The 19686-nt window shown below is 42.8% G+C and carries 21 protein-coding genes and 1 pseudogene; 10 read left to right on the top strand and 12 right to left on the bottom strand.

Features of this window, described 5'->3' with window-relative positions; all coding sequences use genetic code 11:
• Nucleotides 1–40: 40 nt before the first annotated feature.
• The 6 genes and pseudogenes from F8N00_RS07195 to F8N00_RS07170 all read left to right on the top strand — a co-directional run.
• Nucleotides 41–409: pseudogene (locus F8N00_RS07195) on the top strand (DUF4825 domain-containing protein); the annotation flags it as partial.
• Nucleotides 410–552: 143 nt separating this feature from the next.
• Complete coding sequence (locus F8N00_RS07190; protein ID WP_410756452.1) at nt 553–900, top strand: PadR family transcriptional regulator; 348 nt, start codon at nt 553–555, stop codon at nt 898–900.
• A complete protein-coding gene (locus tag F8N00_RS07185; RefSeq protein ID WP_174316218.1) occupies nt 887–1609 on the top strand; it encodes a hypothetical protein in 723 nt (240 codons plus the stop codon). Before F8N00_RS07190 ends, F8N00_RS07185 begins: the two co-directional genes overlap by 14 nt.
• Before the next feature lie 10 nt (nt 1610–1619).
• Complete coding sequence (locus F8N00_RS07180; RefSeq protein WP_410756453.1) at nt 1620–2405, top strand: ABC transporter permease; 786 nt, start codon at nt 1620–1622, stop codon at nt 2403–2405.
• On the top strand, nt 2402–3883 hold the full coding sequence (locus F8N00_RS07175; protein WP_410756455.1) for a hypothetical protein: 1482 nt from the start codon (nt 2402–2404) through the stop codon (nt 3881–3883). Before F8N00_RS07180 ends, F8N00_RS07175 begins: the two co-directional genes overlap by 4 nt.
• A 12-nt stretch (nt 3884–3895) precedes the next feature.
• The gene (locus F8N00_RS07170) at nt 3896–4534 is read left to right on the top strand and encodes an ATP-binding cassette domain-containing protein (RefSeq protein WP_035397722.1); all 639 of its coding nucleotides are present in this window, start codon (nt 3896–3898) and stop codon (nt 4532–4534) included.
• Between the two features lie 51 nt (nt 4535–4585).
• Here F8N00_RS07170 and F8N00_RS07165 read toward each other — a convergent pair whose 3' ends face one another.
• From F8N00_RS07165 to F8N00_RS07155, 3 genes are all read right to left on the bottom strand, one after another.
• Complete coding sequence (locus F8N00_RS07165; RefSeq protein WP_410756456.1) at nt 4586–5491, bottom strand: TerC family protein; 906 nt, start codon at nt 5489–5491, stop codon at nt 4586–4588.
• Nucleotides 5492–5709: 218 nt separating this feature from the next.
• Nucleotides 5710–6660, bottom strand: coding sequence for a TIGR03571 family LLM class oxidoreductase (locus tag F8N00_RS07160; protein WP_410756457.1), 951 nt, complete (start codon nt 6658–6660; stop codon nt 5710–5712).
• Between the two features lie 11 nt (nt 6661–6671).
• Nucleotides 6672–7874, bottom strand: coding sequence for an MFS transporter (locus F8N00_RS07155; RefSeq protein ID WP_052169465.1), 1203 nt, complete (start codon nt 7872–7874; stop codon nt 6672–6674).
• A 311-nt stretch (nt 7875–8185) separates the two neighbouring features.
• Here F8N00_RS07155 and F8N00_RS07150 point away from each other — a divergent pair, with 311 nt between their 5' ends.
• A complete protein-coding gene (locus F8N00_RS07150; protein WP_023468096.1) occupies nt 8186–8515 on the top strand; it encodes a winged helix-turn-helix transcriptional regulator in 330 nt (109 codons plus the stop codon).
• Between the two features lie 69 nt (nt 8516–8584).
• On the top strand, nt 8585–9202 hold the full coding sequence (locus F8N00_RS07145) for a hypothetical protein (RefSeq protein WP_410756459.1): 618 nt from the start codon (nt 8585–8587) through the stop codon (nt 9200–9202).
• 57 nt (nt 9203–9259) lie between these two features.
• Here the strand turns inward: F8N00_RS07145 and F8N00_RS07140 are convergent, their stop codons facing one another.
• The 4 genes from F8N00_RS07140 to F8N00_RS07125 form a co-directional block, all read right to left on the bottom strand.
• Nucleotides 9260–9562: a hypothetical protein gene (locus F8N00_RS07140; RefSeq protein WP_035397713.1), complete on the bottom strand. Its 303-nt coding sequence runs from the start codon at nt 9560–9562 to the stop codon at nt 9260–9262.
• A gap of 109 nt (nt 9563–9671) precedes the next feature.
• Nucleotides 9672–10211: a hypothetical protein gene (locus F8N00_RS07135; protein ID WP_421017979.1), complete on the bottom strand. Its 540-nt coding sequence runs from the start codon at nt 10209–10211 to the stop codon at nt 9672–9674.
• Nucleotides 10212–10388: 177 nt separating this feature from the next.
• The gene (locus F8N00_RS07130) at nt 10389–10589 is read right to left on the bottom strand and encodes a hypothetical protein (protein WP_075642236.1); all 201 of its coding nucleotides are present in this window, start codon (nt 10587–10589) and stop codon (nt 10389–10391) included.
• Nucleotides 10590–10605: 16 nt separating this feature from the next.
• Nucleotides 10606–10905: a hypothetical protein gene (locus tag F8N00_RS07125; RefSeq protein WP_075642237.1), complete on the bottom strand. Its 300-nt coding sequence runs from the start codon at nt 10903–10905 to the stop codon at nt 10606–10608.
• Between the two features lie 189 nt (nt 10906–11094).
• Between F8N00_RS07125 and F8N00_RS07120 the strand changes: the two genes are divergently transcribed.
• Nucleotides 11095–12018, top strand: coding sequence for an NAD(P)-dependent alcohol dehydrogenase (locus tag F8N00_RS07120; RefSeq protein ID WP_075642238.1), 924 nt, complete (start codon nt 11095–11097; stop codon nt 12016–12018).
• A gap of 206 nt (nt 12019–12224) precedes the next feature.
• Here F8N00_RS07120 and F8N00_RS07115 read toward each other — a convergent pair whose 3' ends face one another.
• From F8N00_RS07115 to F8N00_RS07105, 3 genes are all read right to left on the bottom strand, one after another.
• Entirely contained in the window at nt 12225–12497 is a 273-nt protein-coding gene (locus tag F8N00_RS07115; RefSeq protein WP_421017978.1) for a hypothetical protein, read from the bottom strand.
• A 391-nt stretch (nt 12498–12888) separates the two neighbouring features.
• Complete coding sequence (locus tag F8N00_RS07110; RefSeq protein ID WP_075642239.1) at nt 12889–13239, bottom strand: hypothetical protein; 351 nt, start codon at nt 13237–13239, stop codon at nt 12889–12891.
• A 564-nt stretch (nt 13240–13803) separates the two neighbouring features.
• Complete coding sequence (locus tag F8N00_RS07105; protein ID WP_421017977.1) at nt 13804–14127, bottom strand: hypothetical protein; 324 nt, start codon at nt 14125–14127, stop codon at nt 13804–13806.
• A 688-nt stretch (nt 14128–14815) separates the two neighbouring features.
• Here F8N00_RS07105 and F8N00_RS07100 point away from each other — a divergent pair.
• On the top strand, nt 14816–15208 hold the full coding sequence (locus tag F8N00_RS07100) for a DUF2512 family protein (protein WP_075642240.1): 393 nt from the start codon (nt 14816–14818) through the stop codon (nt 15206–15208).
• 120 nt (nt 15209–15328) lie between these two features.
• Here the strand turns inward: F8N00_RS07100 and F8N00_RS07095 are convergent, their stop codons facing one another.
• Together F8N00_RS07095 and F8N00_RS07090 are read right to left on the bottom strand one after the other, a co-directional pair.
• Complete coding sequence (locus F8N00_RS07095) at nt 15329–17215, bottom strand: DUF4084 domain-containing protein (protein ID WP_075642241.1); 1887 nt, start codon at nt 17213–17215, stop codon at nt 15329–15331.
• Between the two features lie 210 nt (nt 17216–17425).
• A complete protein-coding gene (locus F8N00_RS07090; RefSeq protein ID WP_421017976.1) occupies nt 17426–19600 on the bottom strand; it encodes a putative bifunctional diguanylate cyclase/phosphodiesterase in 2175 nt (724 codons plus the stop codon).
• Between the last annotated feature and the right edge of the window lie 86 nt (nt 19601–19686).

Genomic DNA, 19686 nt, shown 5'->3' with positions numbered 1-19686 from the left:
GTGGGCTCGGAGATGTGTATAAGAGACAGGTACATATCTAGGGGATAACAGTAACGTACGAGACATCGTCCAACAGCTACCTCATGGCGATCAGTTGAAGAAAATAGAACTGTCGACGAAGGATAAACCGTATCAACTCACGTTACGTTATGCTGGATACGAAGAAGGACAGGTCGAACAAAAAAGCAATCGTACGGCAATCTACAATGCAACAGCACTGTTCACATTGATTCCGAATGTCGACCACGTCAACATGACGATCGAGGATGCTTCGTATCACTTTACGAAACAACAGTTGCGTGATTGGTATGGAAAAGACTTTACGGCGTACGATAATGAGAAAGCACTTAAGGCGTTCACAAAGCCTTTTATCGAAGATTCGAAGAAAGTAAACGACTTATTGAATTGAACCGACCAAGCACGCTCTTGAAAAGGAGCGTGCTTTTTTGTTGATTCATTCCCATAAGTTGTAAAAAGTACTTTGCATTACAGAGTAATTCGGTTTATCGTTAAGTTACGGATAAAACCAAATATAGGAAGAGGTTGAACGGGATGGAAATTGACAAAGAACTGTTAAAGGGGCACGTCGACACGATCATCTTGTCGTTGCTGAACGAACAAGACCGATACGGGTATGAAATCGCGAAGACGATCCGACAAACGTCAGATGAGCAGTTCGAACTGAAAGAGGCGACACTCTATTTGTCACTCAAACGACTCGAGAAAAAAGGATTCGTCATATCCTATTGGAGTGACGAAGCAGCAGGCGGAGGGCGGCGTAAATATTATACGCTGACGCCTGAAGGAAAAATCCTTCTTGCGAAAAAACGACTTGAATGGCGTTTTCTAAAGCAACTACTCCCGAAGTTTCTTGAAGAGGGAGACGGTGCGCTTGAATAAACTCGATCATTTCGTCCGTGACTTGTATCAAGATGCGGATGTGACGGATCCGGAAATCATTGACGTCATGGAAGAGACGCGTAGCCATCTCGAACAATCGATGCGAGACTTGATGATTCAAGGTTGTTCGGAAGAAGAAGCGACGAAGCTTGCCATGTATCGCTACGGTAGCAAAGAGCATGTCGATCAGCTCTTGACGTGGGTCTATCGAAAAGAGCGGACGTTCGCTTCGTGGTTGCTCCGCATCGGAATCAGTATCGCCACTGCAACGATATTGTGCTTTATCGGCACGATGATATGGAGCCAGCATCAGTCGCTCGCCTATGCGGATGCCTTTTATAGCAATGAACGCTCAATCGAAGCGTATGAACGTCTTCTAGAAGATCATCTGTTGCTGGTATCGATTTCCGGACAAGACGCGGCGTCCTCGCGTGATTTCACCATTCATAAATCGATTTGGTTACCGGAGTTGTTCATTTCACATGGCATCTATCTGATTGACGAGCAGCACCTGACGACGACAGAAAGCTTTGACGTCACGAAATTCGGTGCCGTGCTCGCGTTGATCGGCATGACGATCTATCTTGTGACATCGGTCATTTGGAGCATCATCAAGCTCTATCATGCAGGACGATTGCATCTATTAAGTATCGTCTCAGTCGTATTCTTTAACGTCCTGGGTTATTGGTTTTGGGCATTACGAAAATAGGAGGGGTCATATGTCGCAGCAAATCAAGCTCGTTTGGTCGCAAGCGTTCACGGTGAAACGATGCGTGTTATATCTTCTGATCATTCTTGGGTTACCGGTGCTTCAATTCAGTTTCATTTATGAAGGCTATCAGTTCTTCTTACCGATCGAAGTGTTCGAGGAGACGCTATCAGGAATGATCCCGATGCTGTTTCCGGTACTTGCGGTCTTGATCTTCTTGCCAATCTTCATCGCTGAATACAAGGATAACTATCTGACATATGTCCGAACACGTGCGAGTCTAAAGGATTATCTGCTTGCGGTCGGTTTCGTCAATGCGACACTGACAGGACTCGTATTCTTTTTAATGACAATCGTGACTTTCGTCCTCATTCATTACGTCGAACCAATCATCGGTCTCGTTAATTATTGGTCTCTCAGCGAAAAGACATATGAGACCTCAAATGCATTTTCGTTCTTAGCGGACATTCATCCGTTACTCTATGCCGTCCTCTATGCTGCCTGGATTGGACTCAACGGAGCAGCGTATGCGACGCTTGCTTATCTGTTGATTTTGGTGCTCGAACAAGTCTATCTCGCAATTTCGTTACCGTTCGTCGCTTATCATATCTTTAATTTCGTTGCGGGTATCATGCAAGCACCACAGTTCTCGCCCATCAGTACGGTCTTTCCGTTCAATATCACGGAACAACCGCTTTGGACGGTGTTCGTGCCGTTTGCTATTTTGGTTGTCGTTAACATCACGCTCTATCTGACGATGATTCGACCGAAACCGGAGTGGATCTTCCAATCATGAAGAGGACACGAAACATTTCGATTGTACTGAACGGTTTATTCTTCCTCGTGATCAGCTACGTCGCATGGTATAGACGGCAAGAAGTTCTGTCCGAGGCACAAGAATTCGGCAAAGACGTCAACGCGTGGGACATCACATTTGCGATTCAAAATAATATGTACCTAATGCTCTTTTTCCTGATGCCGTTACTGCTATTCCTCTCGTTTCGAACGATTGAACAGCAGTATGAACCGACGATTTTGATTCGGGTTGGCTCATTTCGGAACTGGGTGTACTACTCGACAAAACGGTATGTACGCGCTGTTCTGACACTGTTCGGATTCGTCTTGTTGCTGAGTCTTCTTAGTGCCGTTGATCAACCGTTTACGTTGCAGTGGAGTCCATACAGTCAACTTGCAACGAGTGATAACATCAGTCATTATCTCATTGCGACTTTCCATTCACCCCTGTCAGTGATTTTATTACAACCGATTCTGTGGTTGCTTACAAGCATTGTCCTACATGGATTGATGTGTCTTATGTTTCTGTTGCACGAAAAGCGTAATGGCTTGTTGCTTCAGGCGGCAGGGGTAGTGATTTGGTGTATCTTTAGTTTTAAATCATCGTTTGGAGTAGGAGAGTTCTTTTCACCCGCAACATATTTCTCTGTCGGGGCTGTATCCAATATAATGCATCCCTGGATCGCACTCGTTATCCTCAGTCTTGCGATCGTGCTGATCTATTTACTGGCGCAATGGATGCGACCGCTTCGTCAGCTACTGACTTCGCGAAATGAGTTCGTACCGTATCTCACCTATGCGATGCTTGCTAGTCTGTACATCTTCCTCAGTAGTAGTCGAGCGTCAACTGAGTTGCAAACGATTGGTGATCTGTTCGTCGTCGTGTTTTACGGTGTCAGTGCGGAGGGCAGTTCGTTTCTCCAACTCGTGTCGCATCTGATCCTTTTCTTCGGACTCGCTTACTTAAGTCAATTGCGTCTGCAGGATCAAATGACGGCAATCGGACCATACACGTGGATGCGTTACCAACGAATCGAAAAATGGGCACTCCATGTCTTCGTAAAAGAAGGGCGTTTTTATCTACTTGCTCTCTCACTTCTGATCCTCGGAACGATGGTAATCGGAATGCTGCAAGGCGTATCGCTATCGCTTTCGACTAGCCTTTTATCGATTTCACCGATGCAATTGCTGCTGCAACTGTTTGGCATCTCGATGCTACAATTAATGCTTTATTCTCTTTTCAGCTTCATCTTGCTGTGGCAATTCCCAGATGGATACGCGATGCTCGGTTTGTTCGGCGTCTTATCAGTTTTCTTACTGCCCAACTTCAATCGGTATGGCATCTTTCCGTCCGGATTGAATGGATTTGCCCAATTGCAGTCGTTTAGTCTGACACACCTCTTAATCGTTTTGTTGATCTACGTTGGGCTTTCACTTGTCTGGTTATATGTTCTGTTTCAAAAAAGCATACGAATATAAGGAGGATGTATCATGGAAATGATCAAGCTCGAGCAGGTCACGAAAGGGTATCAAGGCAATCCGTTATTCGCAGACGTCGATTTGACGATTCTAAAAGGAGACATCGTCGGCATTACGGGACCGAACGGTTCAGGAAAGTCGGTCTTATTCAAGATGATTTGCGGATTCATCCATCCGGACGCGGGAACGATCACCGTCCGGAATGAACAGCTTGGTCCGACACGACGCTTTCCGGAAAACGTCGGCGTTATCATCGATCGACCGGGTTATATCGCCCATAAATCAGGATTTGAGAACTTAAAGCAACTCGCAGCGATCCGAAAAGTGATCACAGATGCTGACATCGAACAAGCGATGCGGACCGTCGGATTACAGCCTGGCAATCGTCAGAAGGTCAAACAATATTCGCTCGGAATGAAACAAAAGCTCGCAATCGCGCAAGCCATCATGGAACAGCAGGACATCTTGATCTTGGATGAGGCATTCAATGCACTCGATCACGATAGTGTCTTGCGTCTGCGGGAACTTTTGTTGTCGTTCAAAAAAGAAGGGAAGACGATCATCTTGACGAGTCATAATCAACAGGACATCGATGCACTTTGTGACTCCGTCTACCGCATCAATCAAGGTCGACTCGAACAGGTCGGCTAACACAAACAGGGAGTGGATCAACGGATCCACTCCCTGTTGTATTACGATTGATTATTTTCCTGGTTTCGTCTTGTAGAAGCTGTAGAAGACGCTGATCAAGATGACGAGGACGATCGTACCGAGTGACATCCAGATTGGCATTTTGTAAACGTCACTGAAGATCATCTTCGCTCCGATGAAGACGAGCATGAAGCTAAGACCGTGTTTCAAGTAGTAGAAACGATCAATCAAGTTCGCGAGGACGAAGTAGAGACTACGGAGTCCAAGGATCGCCATGATGTTCGCATAGAAGATGATGAACGGGTCACGCGAGTACGCGAAGCTTGCTGCGACCGAGTCGACGGCGAAGACGATATCCGAGATCTCGATGAAGACGAGCGCGATCAAGAGTGGCGTGAAGAACAGTTTCCCATCAATTCGTTTTGCGAACTTACCAGACGAGATGTCTTGCGTGATCGGTAAACGTTTCTCTAACCAACGAATCGTTTTGTTCTCTTCGAGCGACGTCTCTTGACCGATGTTCTTGTACATCATCCAACCAGTGTAGACGAGGAACGCTCCGAAGATGTAGTAGACCCAAGCGAAGTTCTCAAGCAACGAAACACCAGCGACGATGAAGATGACGCGGAAGAGGATTGCACCAAGAATACCCCAGAATAAGACTTTGTGCTGATACTTCAATGGAATCGCGAAGTATGCGAAGACGAGCGAGAAGACGAATACGTTATCGATCGCGAGAGCCTTCTCGATGAAATAAACGCTCGTATATTCGATCGCAGCGGAACTTCCTTGATCGAAGTAGAGCCAGCCACCGAAGGCGACGGCAATCGCGATCCAGACGAACGTCCACGTCCAGGCCTCCCGAAGCGAAACTTCATGTGCCTTACGATGGAAGACTCCAAGGTCAAGGGCGAGCATGATGAAAACGATGGCTAGAAAAGCAATGAGTAGTGTCAACAGCGCTTCCTCCTTTAAGGTAATTGTTATCTTGAATTTATTATAAGGTCATGAGAACTCAAAAGTAAAGCGAAAAATGTTTGGAATGTGCATTTGGTTAAAAAACAATCCCTGAAAGTGGACGAATGTATTCGACGTGATGTGCAATAAAACGACATGAAACCCAGTTCCGAGAAGGGACTGGGTTTCATGCATGTTACTTTTAATTATATAAGTCATTATGATAAGGGAGGGAAATGCGGCACGACGTACGTTCCGAGTTCATCGATGACGACTTCTGCTGATCGCTCACCGTCGAATAAGGCGAAGAACAGATGATTGACGCCAAGCTCGCGATATAATTCCAGCAACTCGATCAGTCGATTGCGTCCGATCCGAAAACCGAGTCGAATCGGTGTCGCTTCTTCATTTGGATCCGCGGATAAATCAAGATGCATCGGCATCGAAAACGGACGAAACGTTGTATTACCGGCTGCTTGACTCGCGGCACGCCATTGCTCGATGGCACGTGCTTGTTCGAACGGTCCTTGAGGATAATACATCCAGCCGTCGCCGTTTTTAGCGAGCCAGTCCATATCTTGCTGTGCGAAACCCGTGATCATCGTCGGGATTCGTTTCTTTGGTCGTGGCACGAGTGTCGCACCACGGACTTCCCCATACGTCGAATCAATTTGCGGATAGTCTTCGTATAAAGCTTGTTCCATCACTTGCAGAGCTTCCTTGAACTGAGCACCACGGCTCGGATGATCGACACCGAGTCCATGGAAGTCGGCTTGCCGGTCACCAGACGAGACACCGAGAATCAAACGTTCCGGGAACAACGCATCAATCGTCGCGACTTCCTTCGCAGAGCGTAACGGATGACGGAGCGGCAGGACGAGTGCTGACGTTCCGAGGGCGATCTGTTTCGTCTGACTGAGGAGATGCGTCCCGTATATCAGCATGTCATGAATCTGTCCGACAGCCGGATCAAGAAAATAAGGATCCTTTAATAAGACGTCGCGTAACCAGAGTGTCGTAAAACCATAGTTCTCTGCTTTTTGTGCGAGCTCGACTTGATTGGCAAGCGTCGGCGTTCGCATCTTGAAATTCTCGAGCGGGACGTGGAGACCGAGCGTGAGCTCGCCCTCCCGGTACATCCGCTGATAACTTGCATGATCGTTAAACATAGTAGTCCTCCTTATTGATGTTCGAGACGACGCGAGACACCCGTCAAGATGACGGCAAGGATAACCATGATCCCGCCGACCCATGGCGTGTGGACGAGACCGATCGTATCGGTGACGAGACCACCAATCGTTGCTCCGAGTGCGATCCCGATGTTGAAGGCTGCGATATTCAAGGCAGACGCAACATCGACTGCTGCAGGGACATATTTTTCAGCCAACTGGACGATATAGAGCTGGAGTCCAGGGACGTTCATGAACGCAAGGAGTCCCATTAAGATGATACCGATGATACCGGCAACCTTGAACGGAATCATGAACGAGAGGGCGATCATGACGATGGCATGGATAATGAACATATAGAACAACGCTTTAATCGGATTACCGTTTGCGAGTTTTCCGCCGACCGTGTTTCCGATCGCAACCGCGATTCCGTAGACGAGCAGAATGATACTGATCAAGCTGGGACTGATTTTCGTGACGTCCTGCATGATCGGTGTCAAGTACGTAAAGGCGACGAACGTTCCACCGTAACCGAGGGCAGTGATCAAGAAGCCGAGCATCAAGCGTCCGTTCGTCAACAATTTGAACATGTCGGAGAACTTAGCAGGTGGTGATTGTTTCAAGTCTTTTGGAATCAAGAAGAAGCTTGCGATGATCGCAATGATTCCGAGTGCGGCAACCGCGAAGAACGTCGCGCGCCAGCCGAATGATTGACCGATGAATGTCCCGAGTGGAACACCTGTGACCGTTGCGACTGTCAGACCTGTGAACATCAAGGCGATGGCACTCGCTTTTTTATGCTCTGGTACGAGCTGGACGGCAATCGTCGCACCGATTGAGAAGAAGACACCGTGCGAGAAAGCAGTGATGAAACGGGCGACGATCAACAATTCAAACGTCGGTGAAATCGCTGAGACGAGGTTACCAGCGATGAAGACGACCATCAATGCCATCAGTAACGTTTTCCGATTCATTCGGTTCGTTAGTGCTGTCAAGATCGGAGCACCGACAGCGACACCGATCGCGTAACCAGAGATGATGAGACCAGCGAGTGTGATCCCGATATTTAAGTCACCAGCGATCGCTGCGAGCAGTCCGACGGGAACGAATTCCGTCGTACCGATCCCAAAGGCGCTGATTGCTAAGGCAAGTAGGGCAAGTCCGCCGTTTCTTGGGACCTGTTCCTCCTGGATCCGTGAGTTTAATTGATTCATGGGGATTCCTCCTAAAAATAATTTCAGTAGGGATCGTGTTCAGTGGGCCCGACCAAACATGATCCGATTGACATGACCCCAGCATAACGGGGGTGTTTCATTTCGGGAAGTACGTACTTTAAAGTGCGATAGGCACTAAAAAGTACCCTACTCCTTCATTTAGATGCAAGGTCTAAAAGGAGGTTGTACTTTCCGTTGACAATTGCTATCATATAGCCAGCTAATCTGCTTGGGAAGTACGCACTTTCAAGTACGATAGGCACTAAAAAGTACCTATGCCCTTAACGGAATCACGAAAGGATGGAACATATATGCCATACAATATCCCGGTCGAAGCAACACTTGAAGTCATCGGTGGAAAGTGGAAGGTCGTCATCATGTGTCATTTGATCAAAGGCGAGCGTCGGACGAGTGAGCTCCGCAAGCTGATGCCGACGATCACTCAAAAAATGCTAACGCAACAATTGCGCGAGTTAGAAGAAGACGGCGTCATCATCCGGACGGTCTTTGAACAAGTCCCACCAAAAGTCGTCTACTCGTTATCCGAGTACGGCTGGTCGCTGAAGCCGATTCTTGACGCGATGTGCGCATGGGGAGAAGGACATATCGATTTGACGGGTGGAGAAGTCGTCTCGTCATGACGAATAAAAGTGAGTCTCGCCTGAGGCTCACTTTTTTGAGTACATCATATACAGAATAGGGGTAGACAGATGGAACAACCAATCGTTCAATTTGATTCGATTACCGTTAGTTTTGAGGATAAAGCCGGCAGACGCCAGTCAATCGATGAGTTTGCACAAGGATTCGAGCATGGCATCTTGTTTTTCGGTCATCCACCGGAAACTAGCGACATCAAAGTCGTCCTTGATCTGAAGACGAACTTTGGTGAACGGACGTTTCGGTTTAACTTTTGCCGAATGGACCGGGCAATCGGCCATTATCTAATCGATGGGTTGGTCTGGAAATGGGTCATCTTGTGGGAATGGTATTACCAGGAGAGTTATCAAACGGGTGAGTCCTACCATATCAATCGTCCAAAGGAAGGAATTCGTGATTTTTATCGACAAGTTGATGTACAAAATGAGACTTGTTCGAATGATTATTTAGAGTCAGGCATTCTCGAGGAGGACGTATCGTGTACGGATAGTTATACAAATTTTGAGAACCTAGATTGGGTCACCGAGGGAGATCCGATTAATACATTAGAGCGAATGCGGAACCAAGGTGTCTTTTTCGAGTATTACTTTAAAACCTGGATTGATTTAGAGCATTCATTGCCCGCGATTCGACGCGTCATGGATGAATTGTATGCACATACACCTGAATAATGCTTAATCAAATGAGCACCGCTCCCTCTGTCATTGACAGAAGGAGCGGTGCTTTGGTTAAAACGCTTTGCGTTGACCTTTTAGAATCGTCTGTTGCAGAGGACCAAAGTCCCCTGGAACCGTCCGTTCCATGAACAGGTACGGTTTTCCATCGACGATGAATTTTCGATCTCCAAGATACTCGAAGTGGCGACCGTCATCCTTTAATCTTCGCTTAACAGCTTGAATATGGTCTTCATGATGGATGAACCGCTCGTTAAACGTCATGACGATATTTCCTTTTTTGAATCCGAGTAAGAAGACATAGTAGAACCAATAGGCAACGAGACAAATACCAACGGCCAATAACAAATCATACATGTGTGTCGAGCTCCTTTCGTGTATACAGATTTTTACGAATATTTATGTAAAAAGATTCAATCAATTTCAATTAAAAGTAAAAAAGTATTCATCCGAAGATGAATACTCGTTATTTTTGAGCGATGTATCTCTTTTGATCGAAATCATATTTAAATTCAACGATCATCCAATCATCACCCGTAGGATTCCGATACGAGTAAAAGAGCGATGTCTGTTTTTCTGGATACACGACTGTACTGTCATCAAAAGCTTTTCCGATCTTAGAGTAATCTTCTGTGCGGTGAGCCGTCATGACACCTAGCCCCTTACCAGAAAGAATATGATCAAATTCAGCTATCGTCATGCCTGGTTTAAATTTCTTTCCTGGCAAGAGTCGTTTTTTCGAAGGCGTTTTAGGGGTGTATTCCTTTTGCGCAAGATATAACGTGTGACCTTTTTGTTTCGTTTTGAAGATCAGATGCATGCGCTGTAAAGACCAATGATCGTTTTTTTCATCGTACGGATAAAATGAGAAAGCGTATAAAGCATAGTCGTCTTTAATCTCACTCAATACTACCTTGTGATTGAGTGTCGTGACGCCATGTTCTTTCTTTATGTATTTCTTATATGATTTTCCGTAAAGCGATTTTGCGACGTCTGTCGCGGTCATACCGAGTTTTAGTTTTTATACGACGTATATTCCTTTGTCGCTGCGTCGACAGAATGAGATGCGAAAACAGCACTTAACATCGATAGCGTGAACAAAAGCGCGAAGAGTACTTTTAACCGAACAAGGTGTGATTTTTTCGTATGTACCATTATGATCGTGTCTCCTTTAACAAGTTTATTAAAAACCGTGCGTTTCTTTTCGTTTGAGATACCAGAGAAGTCCGAGAGTAATGAAAAAACCAATCGCACCTATGATTTCGATGAACAGGAAACCAATGAGATCATTACCGATATTCTTTTGAAAAAAATAGGATGAACCAAAAATCGCAGTGGTAATCGTGAAAATGTTGCGTTGGTGGCGAAGTACTTGGACTATCATGGAGAACTCCTCTTTCTTAGTCTTTTGTTCGACGGATTTCAGTCGCGACAATCGAGTCCTTTGCAAACGTCACTTGAATCGTGTCACCCGTCTGAATGGCAGACGTGTTATCCGTTTTGCCATAGACGATCGTGTCCGGCGTGATGCGAATCTCCGTCAATGCATATTGCTCGTCCGGCTTTTGTTCACTCGGAGCGACGAATAACGTATCACCTGTAATTTTCTCGACGATACGTGCATCGTTCTCGTGTGTACAGGCACTAAGCGGTATACAAAGGAATAGAATAAAAGCAAAAAGCCAACGACGTGTCGGCATGAACCAGGCACCTGCTTTCGTCAGTTAATAAGGTTATATGAAATCGTATTATTATATAAATTTTACCAGTTTCAAAAACGATTGATGTAAAACAAAAAAAATTTTCTTACTCCAAAACAACAGGAATTCAGATCGAAATCGGCGTATGATTAAGGGAATACCATCATCTCGATATGAGGAGGCATTACGATGAAGGCAGCCATCTGTACCCGCTACGGATCCCCGGACGTCCTGCACATCACAGAGGTACCTCGTCCGGTTCCAAAATCAAACGATCTACTGATTAAAGTATATGCATCTGCCGTCCATTCCGGAGATCGTCGCATGCGTTCGCTCGATGTCCCGCTGTTAGGGAAACTTCCAATGCGTCTGGCTGTCGGCTTCAAGCGACCGCGACAACCGATCCTTGGCGTTGTTCTTGCCGGTGAAGTCGTCGAAGTCGGTCAGGACGTCAAGCAGTTCCAAGTCGGAGACCATGTCCATGCCTTGACGGGATTTGGCTTCGGTGGATACGCCGAATATGCGTGCGTGTCTGAGAAACGTTGCATTGCAAAAATGCCGCAACACGCATCGTACACGGAAGCGGTCTGTCTCCCGTTCGGTGGTACGACGTCGCTCCATTTCTTCCGGAAACTTCAAATCGATCAGATGAAGACGATCTTGATTTACGGTGCGTCGGGTGCTGTCGGAACAGCAGCCGTTCAAATCGCCAAAGCAAAAGGGCTACAGGTGACGGCTGTCTGTAGTGGACGAAACACGGAGCGGGTCAAAGCGCTCGGTGCCGATCACGTCATCGATTATACAAGGGACGGTTATGATGGATTATTGCTGAAGTATGATGCCGTCTTCGATGCGTCCGGAAAGATCAAGAAGATACAAGCGAAACGGCACGTCAAACAAAACGGTGCCTTTGCATCCGTCGCGGGGCAAGGTGTAGCGAGAGAACGGAAAGAGGATCTACACTATTTGAATGAACTGTTTGAAGAGGGACGATTTAAAGCCGTCATCGACCATATCTATTCCCTTGATGAGATCGTCGAAGCCCATCGCTATGTCGATACGGGAAAAAAGTTCGGTAACGTCGTCGTTTCAATTGCAGGAGAAATAAAGTGATTGAGAAAAATGGAAGGGCTTATTTTTGAGTGTTCAGTGTTCAAGTAAAATCAAAAAAATTACAAAAAAAAAACGAACAAAATATAATAATGTCTACCATGAATGAGGTCATAGAAAGAAGCCTTTCCGATTGAATCGGGAAGGCTTCTGATTTAGTTTTGCTTTGGCAAACTAGTCGTCGTGCCCATCTCAACGACTCGGTCGTCTTAAAGTCGATACAGGAAGTATTCCTCTTTCTGAAGTCCTTGACCACGCACCTTTAAGGCAATCTGATAGCGTTTTTCCTTATTGCGATGTTTTTCATCGTAAGCAGAATGGAGTGAGACGACATGAGATGGACCGTATTTTTTCTCGACATAGTTTTCGACTTGGGCGCTGACATGTCGCTCAAATCGTTCATCGTAACGGACGTCTAAATAAAACAGCAGTCCACCTAATATTAGGAATACGACAAATAGGTTGATTCCGATTTTCTTCAATTCATCACTTCCGATCGTTCCATAGCATTAAACCTAGAAAAGCTGTTACAGATGATCGAAAGACGATGCATCATAACAGCGATTGAATCATTAAATTGATAATCCACATCATTTGAGTGATTGCTTTAGAGATCGACTCCAACAAATTTAAGAATGATGATGATGGTAATAGCTGAGAGTGCAAAAGAACCGGCAAAAGCAAGTTGTTTTTTCAAAGGGATCTCCTCCTTATGAAAATTTTTCCATTATTATACTATTAAGTAAGGTGTATGTAAAATTAATTCCAATTAGAACCGTGAATTTTCATCACAATGTTTCAGAAAGGAATGACAACATTCCTACTTCTTGATTCGACAATGCATTAGGAAGGTTGTTTTCATATAACGACTGGTTACACGAGGCGAAGTAAGAGTCCTGAAGCCGCTAACGATGAAGCGTCCTGAACGTAGCAATATCTTGTTAATGATGCATCATTGATTCGACAAAGTGTAAGCTGACGCTTTTGAAAATCGATCTCCTCGATATACACGCGTTCCGATATAGGTTCGGCATCTTCTGTTGTCTGCAAAGACAATGGAATCCGTTCGCGCAACACGATAAACAGGACGATTTCGATTTGGTCGGTACTGGGTGTAGAGGACGTGTCGTGAAAGAAAAGAGTTTCGTTCATCGAAAGACTGAGGGTTGAGTATAACGAGTGTTGAGAAATTAAATGTGTCGGGTTGGTATGAAGGTGCTGCATGATGGACCTCCTCATAATAAGAACGTATGTTCATATTATGGGGGGTGGAATGAATTTTCGCAATCTTATTTAAAGGGGATATGAGAAACCTCATAAATAGTAGAAGGGACAACCACCTAAATAATGGTATGACTTCAAAAGGAATATTATGTTGAAAAAGGTACGTACTCGAACGAAACGATTTCGTTTGGTCTGATCGTCAAAGAGGATCGGCTATTCCAGCTGAATGAAAATCAAGCGTTTTACTGTCTATTTGCTCATTTTTTTCTATACGGAAGAACAAAGATTACTGGAAGTCCGAGAAATCAAGAGTCAGAAAACACTCCTCATCAAAAGGAATTAGACGTTTGAAATAGTTAAGCAATTTTGTAATATGACATTTATTTGTGTCGTTTAAGACGCTCAGATTCTTAAAAGTGATTCACACTACGCTAAACACATATACAAGAAACACCCCTCTTAGTTCACAGTGAAACAGGAGGGGTGTTTTATGCCAAAAAAACATAGAATATCCGGGATACAAAAGATGAACATTCATTTTTTTAGATATTACCTTAACATCTTTCAAGGTCTAGAATCAGAATAATAAATCCATCTTCCTCCAGGTAATGCAATCGTATAATCAACATTTAATAAATGGTCTAGTATCGACTCACCTGGGTAACAATCATCAATCGTTAGAATATCTAGTTTGTGAAGTAAATGGAGAAGTACTTGATGATCAGATTGTTTATTTCTATATAAAAAATCGAACAATTCATATTTATTTCGAAAAATGATGAATGTTTCGTGGTCTTTTAAGTCCATGTTGAATGGAAATACAAATTCTATTAAATGACTGTACTCTTCTTTAGCCAATTGTTCATGTACAGGTTTGGTATCTACCATGTTTATCCCTCACTTTTTCGTTTTAATATGGCGTGATGAACGATTGATTGTGTCTATGCGATCATCTACATGATGAGTAACGATCTCTGGAACATTTCCATGAGCATGAGGATGTGAGTATACGAGTCAATTAAAAATTTTTGAACAACTCTAGGTCGTGTTTTTATCAAAAATCTCATTAACCGCATAATCATTTTGAAACAGCTATGTATCTCTATCCCAATACTTCGTGATTGTTAAACCTATATAACGAACAAAAATTATAAATTCTCGTAATTAATTATTATATTTTGTGGAGAAAAAACGAATAAATGAAAAAAAGATTGAAGTCCATCACCATTCTATCCATAATGTGTCCACTAAAATCTAGACCATTAGATTAAACATTATTTCTTAATTCGAGAATGAGTAAATGCTCAAGAAAAAAATCACTTTAACATGTATTTAAAATATATGTTTGGGTATATAAAGAGAGTATCACAGATTACACTTCAAAAGGAGGACGAAAATCATGGTAGAAGGAAACAGCAACAAAATAAGTCGCAATAAAGCAGGTGGCAAGGCGAACACTAGAAAGCAAAAGTGATTTGTCTACCGTTTAAGCTCAGTAACAATTATTCGCTGGCTTCCTTTTTTATTAGATAAGGAGTTTTATATGGTCAGTGTAATAAAAGAGAGGGGAACTAACATGAAATGGAATCATACAAAATCAATTAGTGTCAAACTACCGATTCTCGTTATCGTATTTTATTTCGTACTGAGCGTAGGGTATGAAATACAGTGGTATCATTCGGTTTGGATTGCGCTTGTTGTAGGATTAGTTGCTTATATTCTCGGAGATTACATCATTTTAAGAAAGAGTGGGAATCTCGTTGCTACGATTGCGGATTTAGGTCTAACGTTTCTTTTGACCTGGTTCTTTGTTGGAACAGTAAGGGATGAATTTGGTGGAGATTCGATTTGGATGTCACTTTATGTTGCACTGATCGTTGCTGTCGTCGAGTATTTCTATCATATCTGGCTATTAAAGTCATTTAGCCGAAAACATGAAACCATTAAAAATCGTTCCTATCGTACGTGATGTATATTCTTAAAATCATTAATGTTCTAAAAAAATACGACACGAAGACAAGGCTGCCATTCTAATCGATGGCAGCCTAACTTACGGATTATTTTACGAAGAAAATGAAATATAGCATGATTAACTCGGCATATGTTGCAGTTCATTATAAAGAATGTAGCTTCCTGAAGGAATGTCTTTCGCACGATACATGGCGAGATCTGCGTGCTGTAGCATCTCGAGCATACTCGAGGCATCCGTCGGATAGCAGGAGATACCGATGCTTGGCGGACATGAAATCATATGATTGGCAATCTCATAAGGTGCTTGTAACGTGCTCAACAACTGATTTGCAATACGATGAAGTTGTTCGTATGATTTAACATTCTTTAAAAGTAATGTAAATTCATCACCGCCTTGCCGTGCCATCATGTCAAAATCCGCATCGAATGATTGTAGTCTTCTAGCGACCGCTTTCAATAATTGGTCACCGACATCGTGTCCCAGAGTATCGTTGACTGCTTTGAATTGATTTAAGTCCATGAAAAATAAAGACACATTTGATGGAGGATGAAAAGAATCACTTTTAATGAGCTTTAACAGGCGTTCTTCGAACGCAAGGCGATTGAATAATCCTGTCAACGCATCATGATAGGCAAGGTATTGAATACGTTGTTCATTTCGCTTTATTTCAGTCACATCCTTACCGATACCGAAGATTCCAACAATTTCGTTTTGGACGATGATTGGAACATTGGTGATGTTCATATACATACTGGAACCGAATGCATTTTCAACAACGGTCTCATAACTTCGGGGCATACCTTTAAATACTTCCTTTAGTTCTTCTGCGACCGTCATCCGATGTGTATCTTTGACATAGCGAAGGCTATTTTGACCCATCAAGTCGGTCTTAGAGACGCCGAGAAGATCGCTACAGGCAGTATTCGCACTATCAAATTGACCTTTAAGGTCAGTTGAGTACACTGGATCTGGATGATATTCGAACAAGGATTTATACCGTTCTTCACTTAATTCAAGCGTTTGTGCTTGATCGTAGTAGCGCCGGACTAACTTATGATTCTCGACAATGATTAAGACTTGCCGAGTGATGACGAGTAAAATGGAGAGTCCTGAACCCACTGTCACGATATCGAAACTACGCGAGTGAAAACCCATGAAGACGAACAGAATCAAGACTCCTCCATAAGGCGTGAGCATTTGAAAAATATTTAACTTTTCAGGATGAGTTGTTGACGTTGTACATATAGTATTTGGCTGATGTTGAAGACCTGCAAAAGCTAAAACGATCATTGCTATGATGAACAGAGGGTCAATTAAACTACCTGAGATGTATGTGTCTTGAGCAATCAAATACAAGTAAACAGAGTCAGCGATTGCTTGTATCGTGACGGCTGCGATAATGAGATACATAGATAAACTTTTATCCTTACTCGTAAGGTTAAAGAATAAAAAGGAAGCGGCGACTAACATGCCCAAGTCTCCTAAAGGGTAGATTAGGGAGACAATGAGAGCATTCATGGTTGCCGCACTCGTATCCAAAATAGGCTCGATTAAAAAGTGCCAAGAGAAGGTACTCGCAACGACTAGAATGATTAGGACATCAAATAAAAATGAAATGCGTTGCTGTATAGCTGCATCCTTCAAAATTTTGTGAATCAGAGCGTAAAGCAGGAAGATAACTTGTAGAATGTAAAACACGTCTGGCCATCCTGGAAACGCCACGTTTTTGTGAAAAATATTCTCTGTGAAAAACCAAATCAATTCGGCGATTAAATAACAAAAGGTGCCGAAAGTGATAAGTAACCAGAACTTACGATCATTTGAATCAGCCCATTTGATAGCAATCCTCAAGTAGAGAAGGGCGATCAACAATCCTGCAATTGAAAAAATATTTCCCCCTAGTGCTTCAAGAAATTGAGAATCAGAAAAAGTGACAATCCATCCATAATAGCCTAAAGCATAAAGTAGAATGATGAGGATAAAGCTTTTAGGTTGTTTAAACATGCTAATCTTATACTCCTTCTTATCATATTCACTTAGTATACAATGAGCTTATTTTTTGAAAAGAATTTGTTTATAAAACAGGTCTATACTGGTTTATCAGCAGAGCATCTTAAAATTATTCCTTAAGATCAAGATAGAAAAATAAATCGCCATCATAAAGTGCATGACATAAACGATCAAACGTCATCTACGGCATGCACTTTAAAATTTTTAGAGAGATGTGGTCTTCAAAACATCTTGTGTTTGAAGCAATGTAACAAATGCGTCAAAATCGATTGGACGAGAGAATAAGTAACCTTGACCGATCGTACATCCGTAAGAAGTAAGAACCTCTTTTTGTTCAATCGTTTCGATTCCTTCCGCTACGACGGTTAAATTAAGATTCAAGCCGAGCTCGATGATCGTCTTGACCATAGGCGATTTTTGATTAGAAGTCAGGCGATCGATAAATGACTTATCGATTTTCAATGTATCAATCGGAAGTTGCTCGAGTACATTCAAGGACGAATACCCTGTTCCAAAGTCATCGATGGATGTTTTAATCTGCGAGGTCTTCAAACATTGCAAAATCGAAACGCTCTCTTTGATGTTTTGAACAATGCTCTCTGTAATCTCAAGCTCGAGCCATTGCGAGTCAAGAGATGTCTCCTCGAGAATCTCGATGACACGCCGGCAGAAGTTTGGACTCTGAAATTGAAGAACAGAAACGTTGACCGATAGAAGTAAGGGTTCGAATCCTAAAAGCTGAAGTTGTTTACTTTGGTAAGTCGCAGTGAATAGGACCCACTCTCCGATTTCATTGATCAGACCTGCTTCTTCAGCGATTGGAATGAACTCAGCTGGTGAAATCCATCCGAACTTTGGATGATGCCAACGGAGCAATGCTTCCATACCAACGATTCTCCCAGAACGAAGATTGACTTTAGGTTGATAGTAAACGCTCAATTGATGCTCACGTATCGCATTTCGTAAATAGGATTCAATTTCAAGCTTTCGTACTAAGTTGGATTGAAGTTCAGTTCCATAGTAAACAAATGCGTAATTTCCATTCTGTTTAGCTTGATAAAGAGCTTCAGCTGTATGAGCCTGTATTTCTTCGATCGTCAAACTTTGGTCAGGAAATACACTGACACCACCATGCGCTACAATATTCAATTCTAGCTCCTTCAAACGGATAGGAGCTGCAAGATGAATAAGTATCTTTTCATTCACAACAGTGATATTAGATCTCTCTGTTTTCAGAAGTACAATCATAAACTCATCTTCACTGTACCGATACATTTTAAAATTCTCTTTCAATACATGTTTTAAGCGGAAAGATACTTCTTTCATGATCTGTTCTCCAACATGATGCCCGAAAATATCTGTGTACATCCGCACTCGTTCTACTTGAAGCAATATGAAGGCAAGCGGTGCGTGTTCATCTTTGAGGCTATTTTTGGTGTCTTGTAAAAATGATGCACGATTACCTAAGCTCGTTAATGGATCGATATATGCGATTTGGTTTAATTCAGCTAATAATTCACTATTTTTCATGACAGTAAAAGCTTGTCTAATGATGATAAGAAAAAAAATCATGATCCATCCTGTACTTAAGGCATTTAAATTCCAGGCATAACTTTGCATCATTAGGATGGAGAGGATCAAGATGCTCGAATAAGGAAAGATAAATTCTTTTTTGGTTGAGACATTAAGAGCAAATGGATCAATCATACTTTCTTGTTTAGGCTCTTTTTCATGATATCGAGCGGTGTAACCGATAAATAGTAATGCGATAGTCCAAATCAAATCGACACTGCCACCTGATATATAGCTATTCTTAATTGTAAATTGTGCAAAAGTGATATCTCCGATGACTTGTAAAAATAAACCGATGATGAGATAAGTCAAATATGCATTTCGTTTGTTGAATAGAATTAAATAATAAAGCGTGATGATAAAAAAAAGAATTCCTAAATCGGCAATTTGGAAAAGAAACGTGTGGGCGATGTACCACAAAGACTGCTGATTAATCTGATAAAGCGGATAAAGCAGGTAATGATAACTAATTGAAGTCGCGGCTATCATATAAATCATTGTATTAAAGAAGAATGCCGAGTTTGAAAATTTTCTCGTTTGATTCATAAGTTGATTTAACAGGGCAGCAAAGTAAAAAAAGTAAGAGCAGACCCAAGTTAAAGATGATAAGTCCGGTATATTTATGACATGATTCGTAACAAGTAAGATGATCCAAACAAGTGTGCCAAGGGCAGAAAAACTCGTTCCAAGACCTAAAAACATCCAAAAACGTCTAGCGGATTCATTCTTGAGATAACTTTTTATGATCCAACTCGTACTTAAAATACCGACGAACAACTGGACCGTGTTTAATAGAACCAATCGCATCCATTCAGATCCTTCAAAAAAATGGTTCCCATACCAAAACAATAAACCAATTCCGATGGACAGAAGGAAGGGATAACTTATAGTTG

Origin of the sequence: Exiguobacterium sp. A1_3_1 (assembly GCF_048985645.1) — a bacterium.
In the GTDB taxonomy this organism is placed as follows: Bacteria; Bacillota; Bacilli; order Exiguobacteriales; family Exiguobacteriaceae; genus Exiguobacterium_A; species Exiguobacterium_A indicum.
Note: the sequence above shows the minus strand (reverse complement) of the source record. Positions and strands in the feature narration are given on the sequence as shown.

Bases quoted from the DNA above. Each gene is read 5' to 3' on its own strand.
- F8N00_RS07105 (WP_421017977.1), bottom strand. From the start codon at position 14,127: ATGGTAGATACCAAACCTGTACATGAACAATTGGCTAAAGAAGAGTAC.
- F8N00_RS07160 (WP_410756457.1), bottom strand. From the start codon at position 6,660: ATGTTTAACGATCATGCAAGTTATCAGCGGATGTACCGGGAGGGCGAG.
- F8N00_RS07130 (WP_075642236.1), bottom strand. From the start codon at position 10,589: ATGATAGTCCAAGTACTTCGCCACCAACGCAACATTTTCACGATTACC.
- F8N00_RS07120 (WP_075642238.1), top strand. From the start codon at position 11,095: ATGAAGGCAGCCATCTGTACCCGCTACGGATCCCCGGACGTCCTGCAC.
- F8N00_RS07125 (WP_075642237.1), bottom strand. From the start codon at position 10,905: ATGCCGACACGTCGTTGGCTTTTTGCTTTTATTCTATTCCTTTGTATA.
- F8N00_RS07095 (WP_075642241.1), bottom strand. From the start codon at position 17,215: ATGTTTAAACAACCTAAAAGCTTTATCCTCATCATTCTACTTTATGCT.
- F8N00_RS07090 (WP_421017976.1), bottom strand. From the start codon at position 19,600: ATGCGATTGGTTCTATTAAACACGGTCCAGTTGTTCGTCGGTATTTTA.
- F8N00_RS07175 (WP_410756455.1), top strand. From the start codon at position 2,402: ATGAAGAGGACACGAAACATTTCGATTGTACTGAACGGTTTATTCTTC.
- F8N00_RS07150 (WP_023468096.1), top strand. From the start codon at position 8,186: ATGCCATACAATATCCCGGTCGAAGCAACACTTGAAGTCATCGGTGGA.
- F8N00_RS07110 (WP_075642239.1), bottom strand. From the start codon at position 13,239: ATGCAGCACCTTCATACCAACCCGACACATTTAATTTCTCAACACTCG.
- F8N00_RS07180 (WP_410756453.1), top strand. From the start codon at position 1,620: ATGTCGCAGCAAATCAAGCTCGTTTGGTCGCAAGCGTTCACGGTGAAA.
- F8N00_RS07190 (WP_410756452.1), top strand. From the start codon at position 553: ATGGAAATTGACAAAGAACTGTTAAAGGGGCACGTCGACACGATCATC.
- F8N00_RS07155 (WP_052169465.1), bottom strand. From the start codon at position 7,874: ATGAATCAATTAAACTCACGGATCCAGGAGGAACAGGTCCCAAGAAAC.
- F8N00_RS07140 (WP_035397713.1), bottom strand. From the start codon at position 9,562: ATGTATGATTTGTTATTGGCCGTTGGTATTTGTCTCGTTGCCTATTGG.
- F8N00_RS07100 (WP_075642240.1), top strand. From the start codon at position 14,816: ATGAAATGGAATCATACAAAATCAATTAGTGTCAAACTACCGATTCTC.
- F8N00_RS07145 (WP_410756459.1), top strand. From the start codon at position 8,585: ATGGAACAACCAATCGTTCAATTTGATTCGATTACCGTTAGTTTTGAG.
- F8N00_RS07170 (WP_035397722.1), top strand. From the start codon at position 3,896: ATGGAAATGATCAAGCTCGAGCAGGTCACGAAAGGGTATCAAGGCAAT.
- F8N00_RS07135 (WP_421017979.1), bottom strand. From the start codon at position 10,211: ATGACCGCGACAGACGTCGCAAAATCGCTTTACGGAAAATCATATAAG.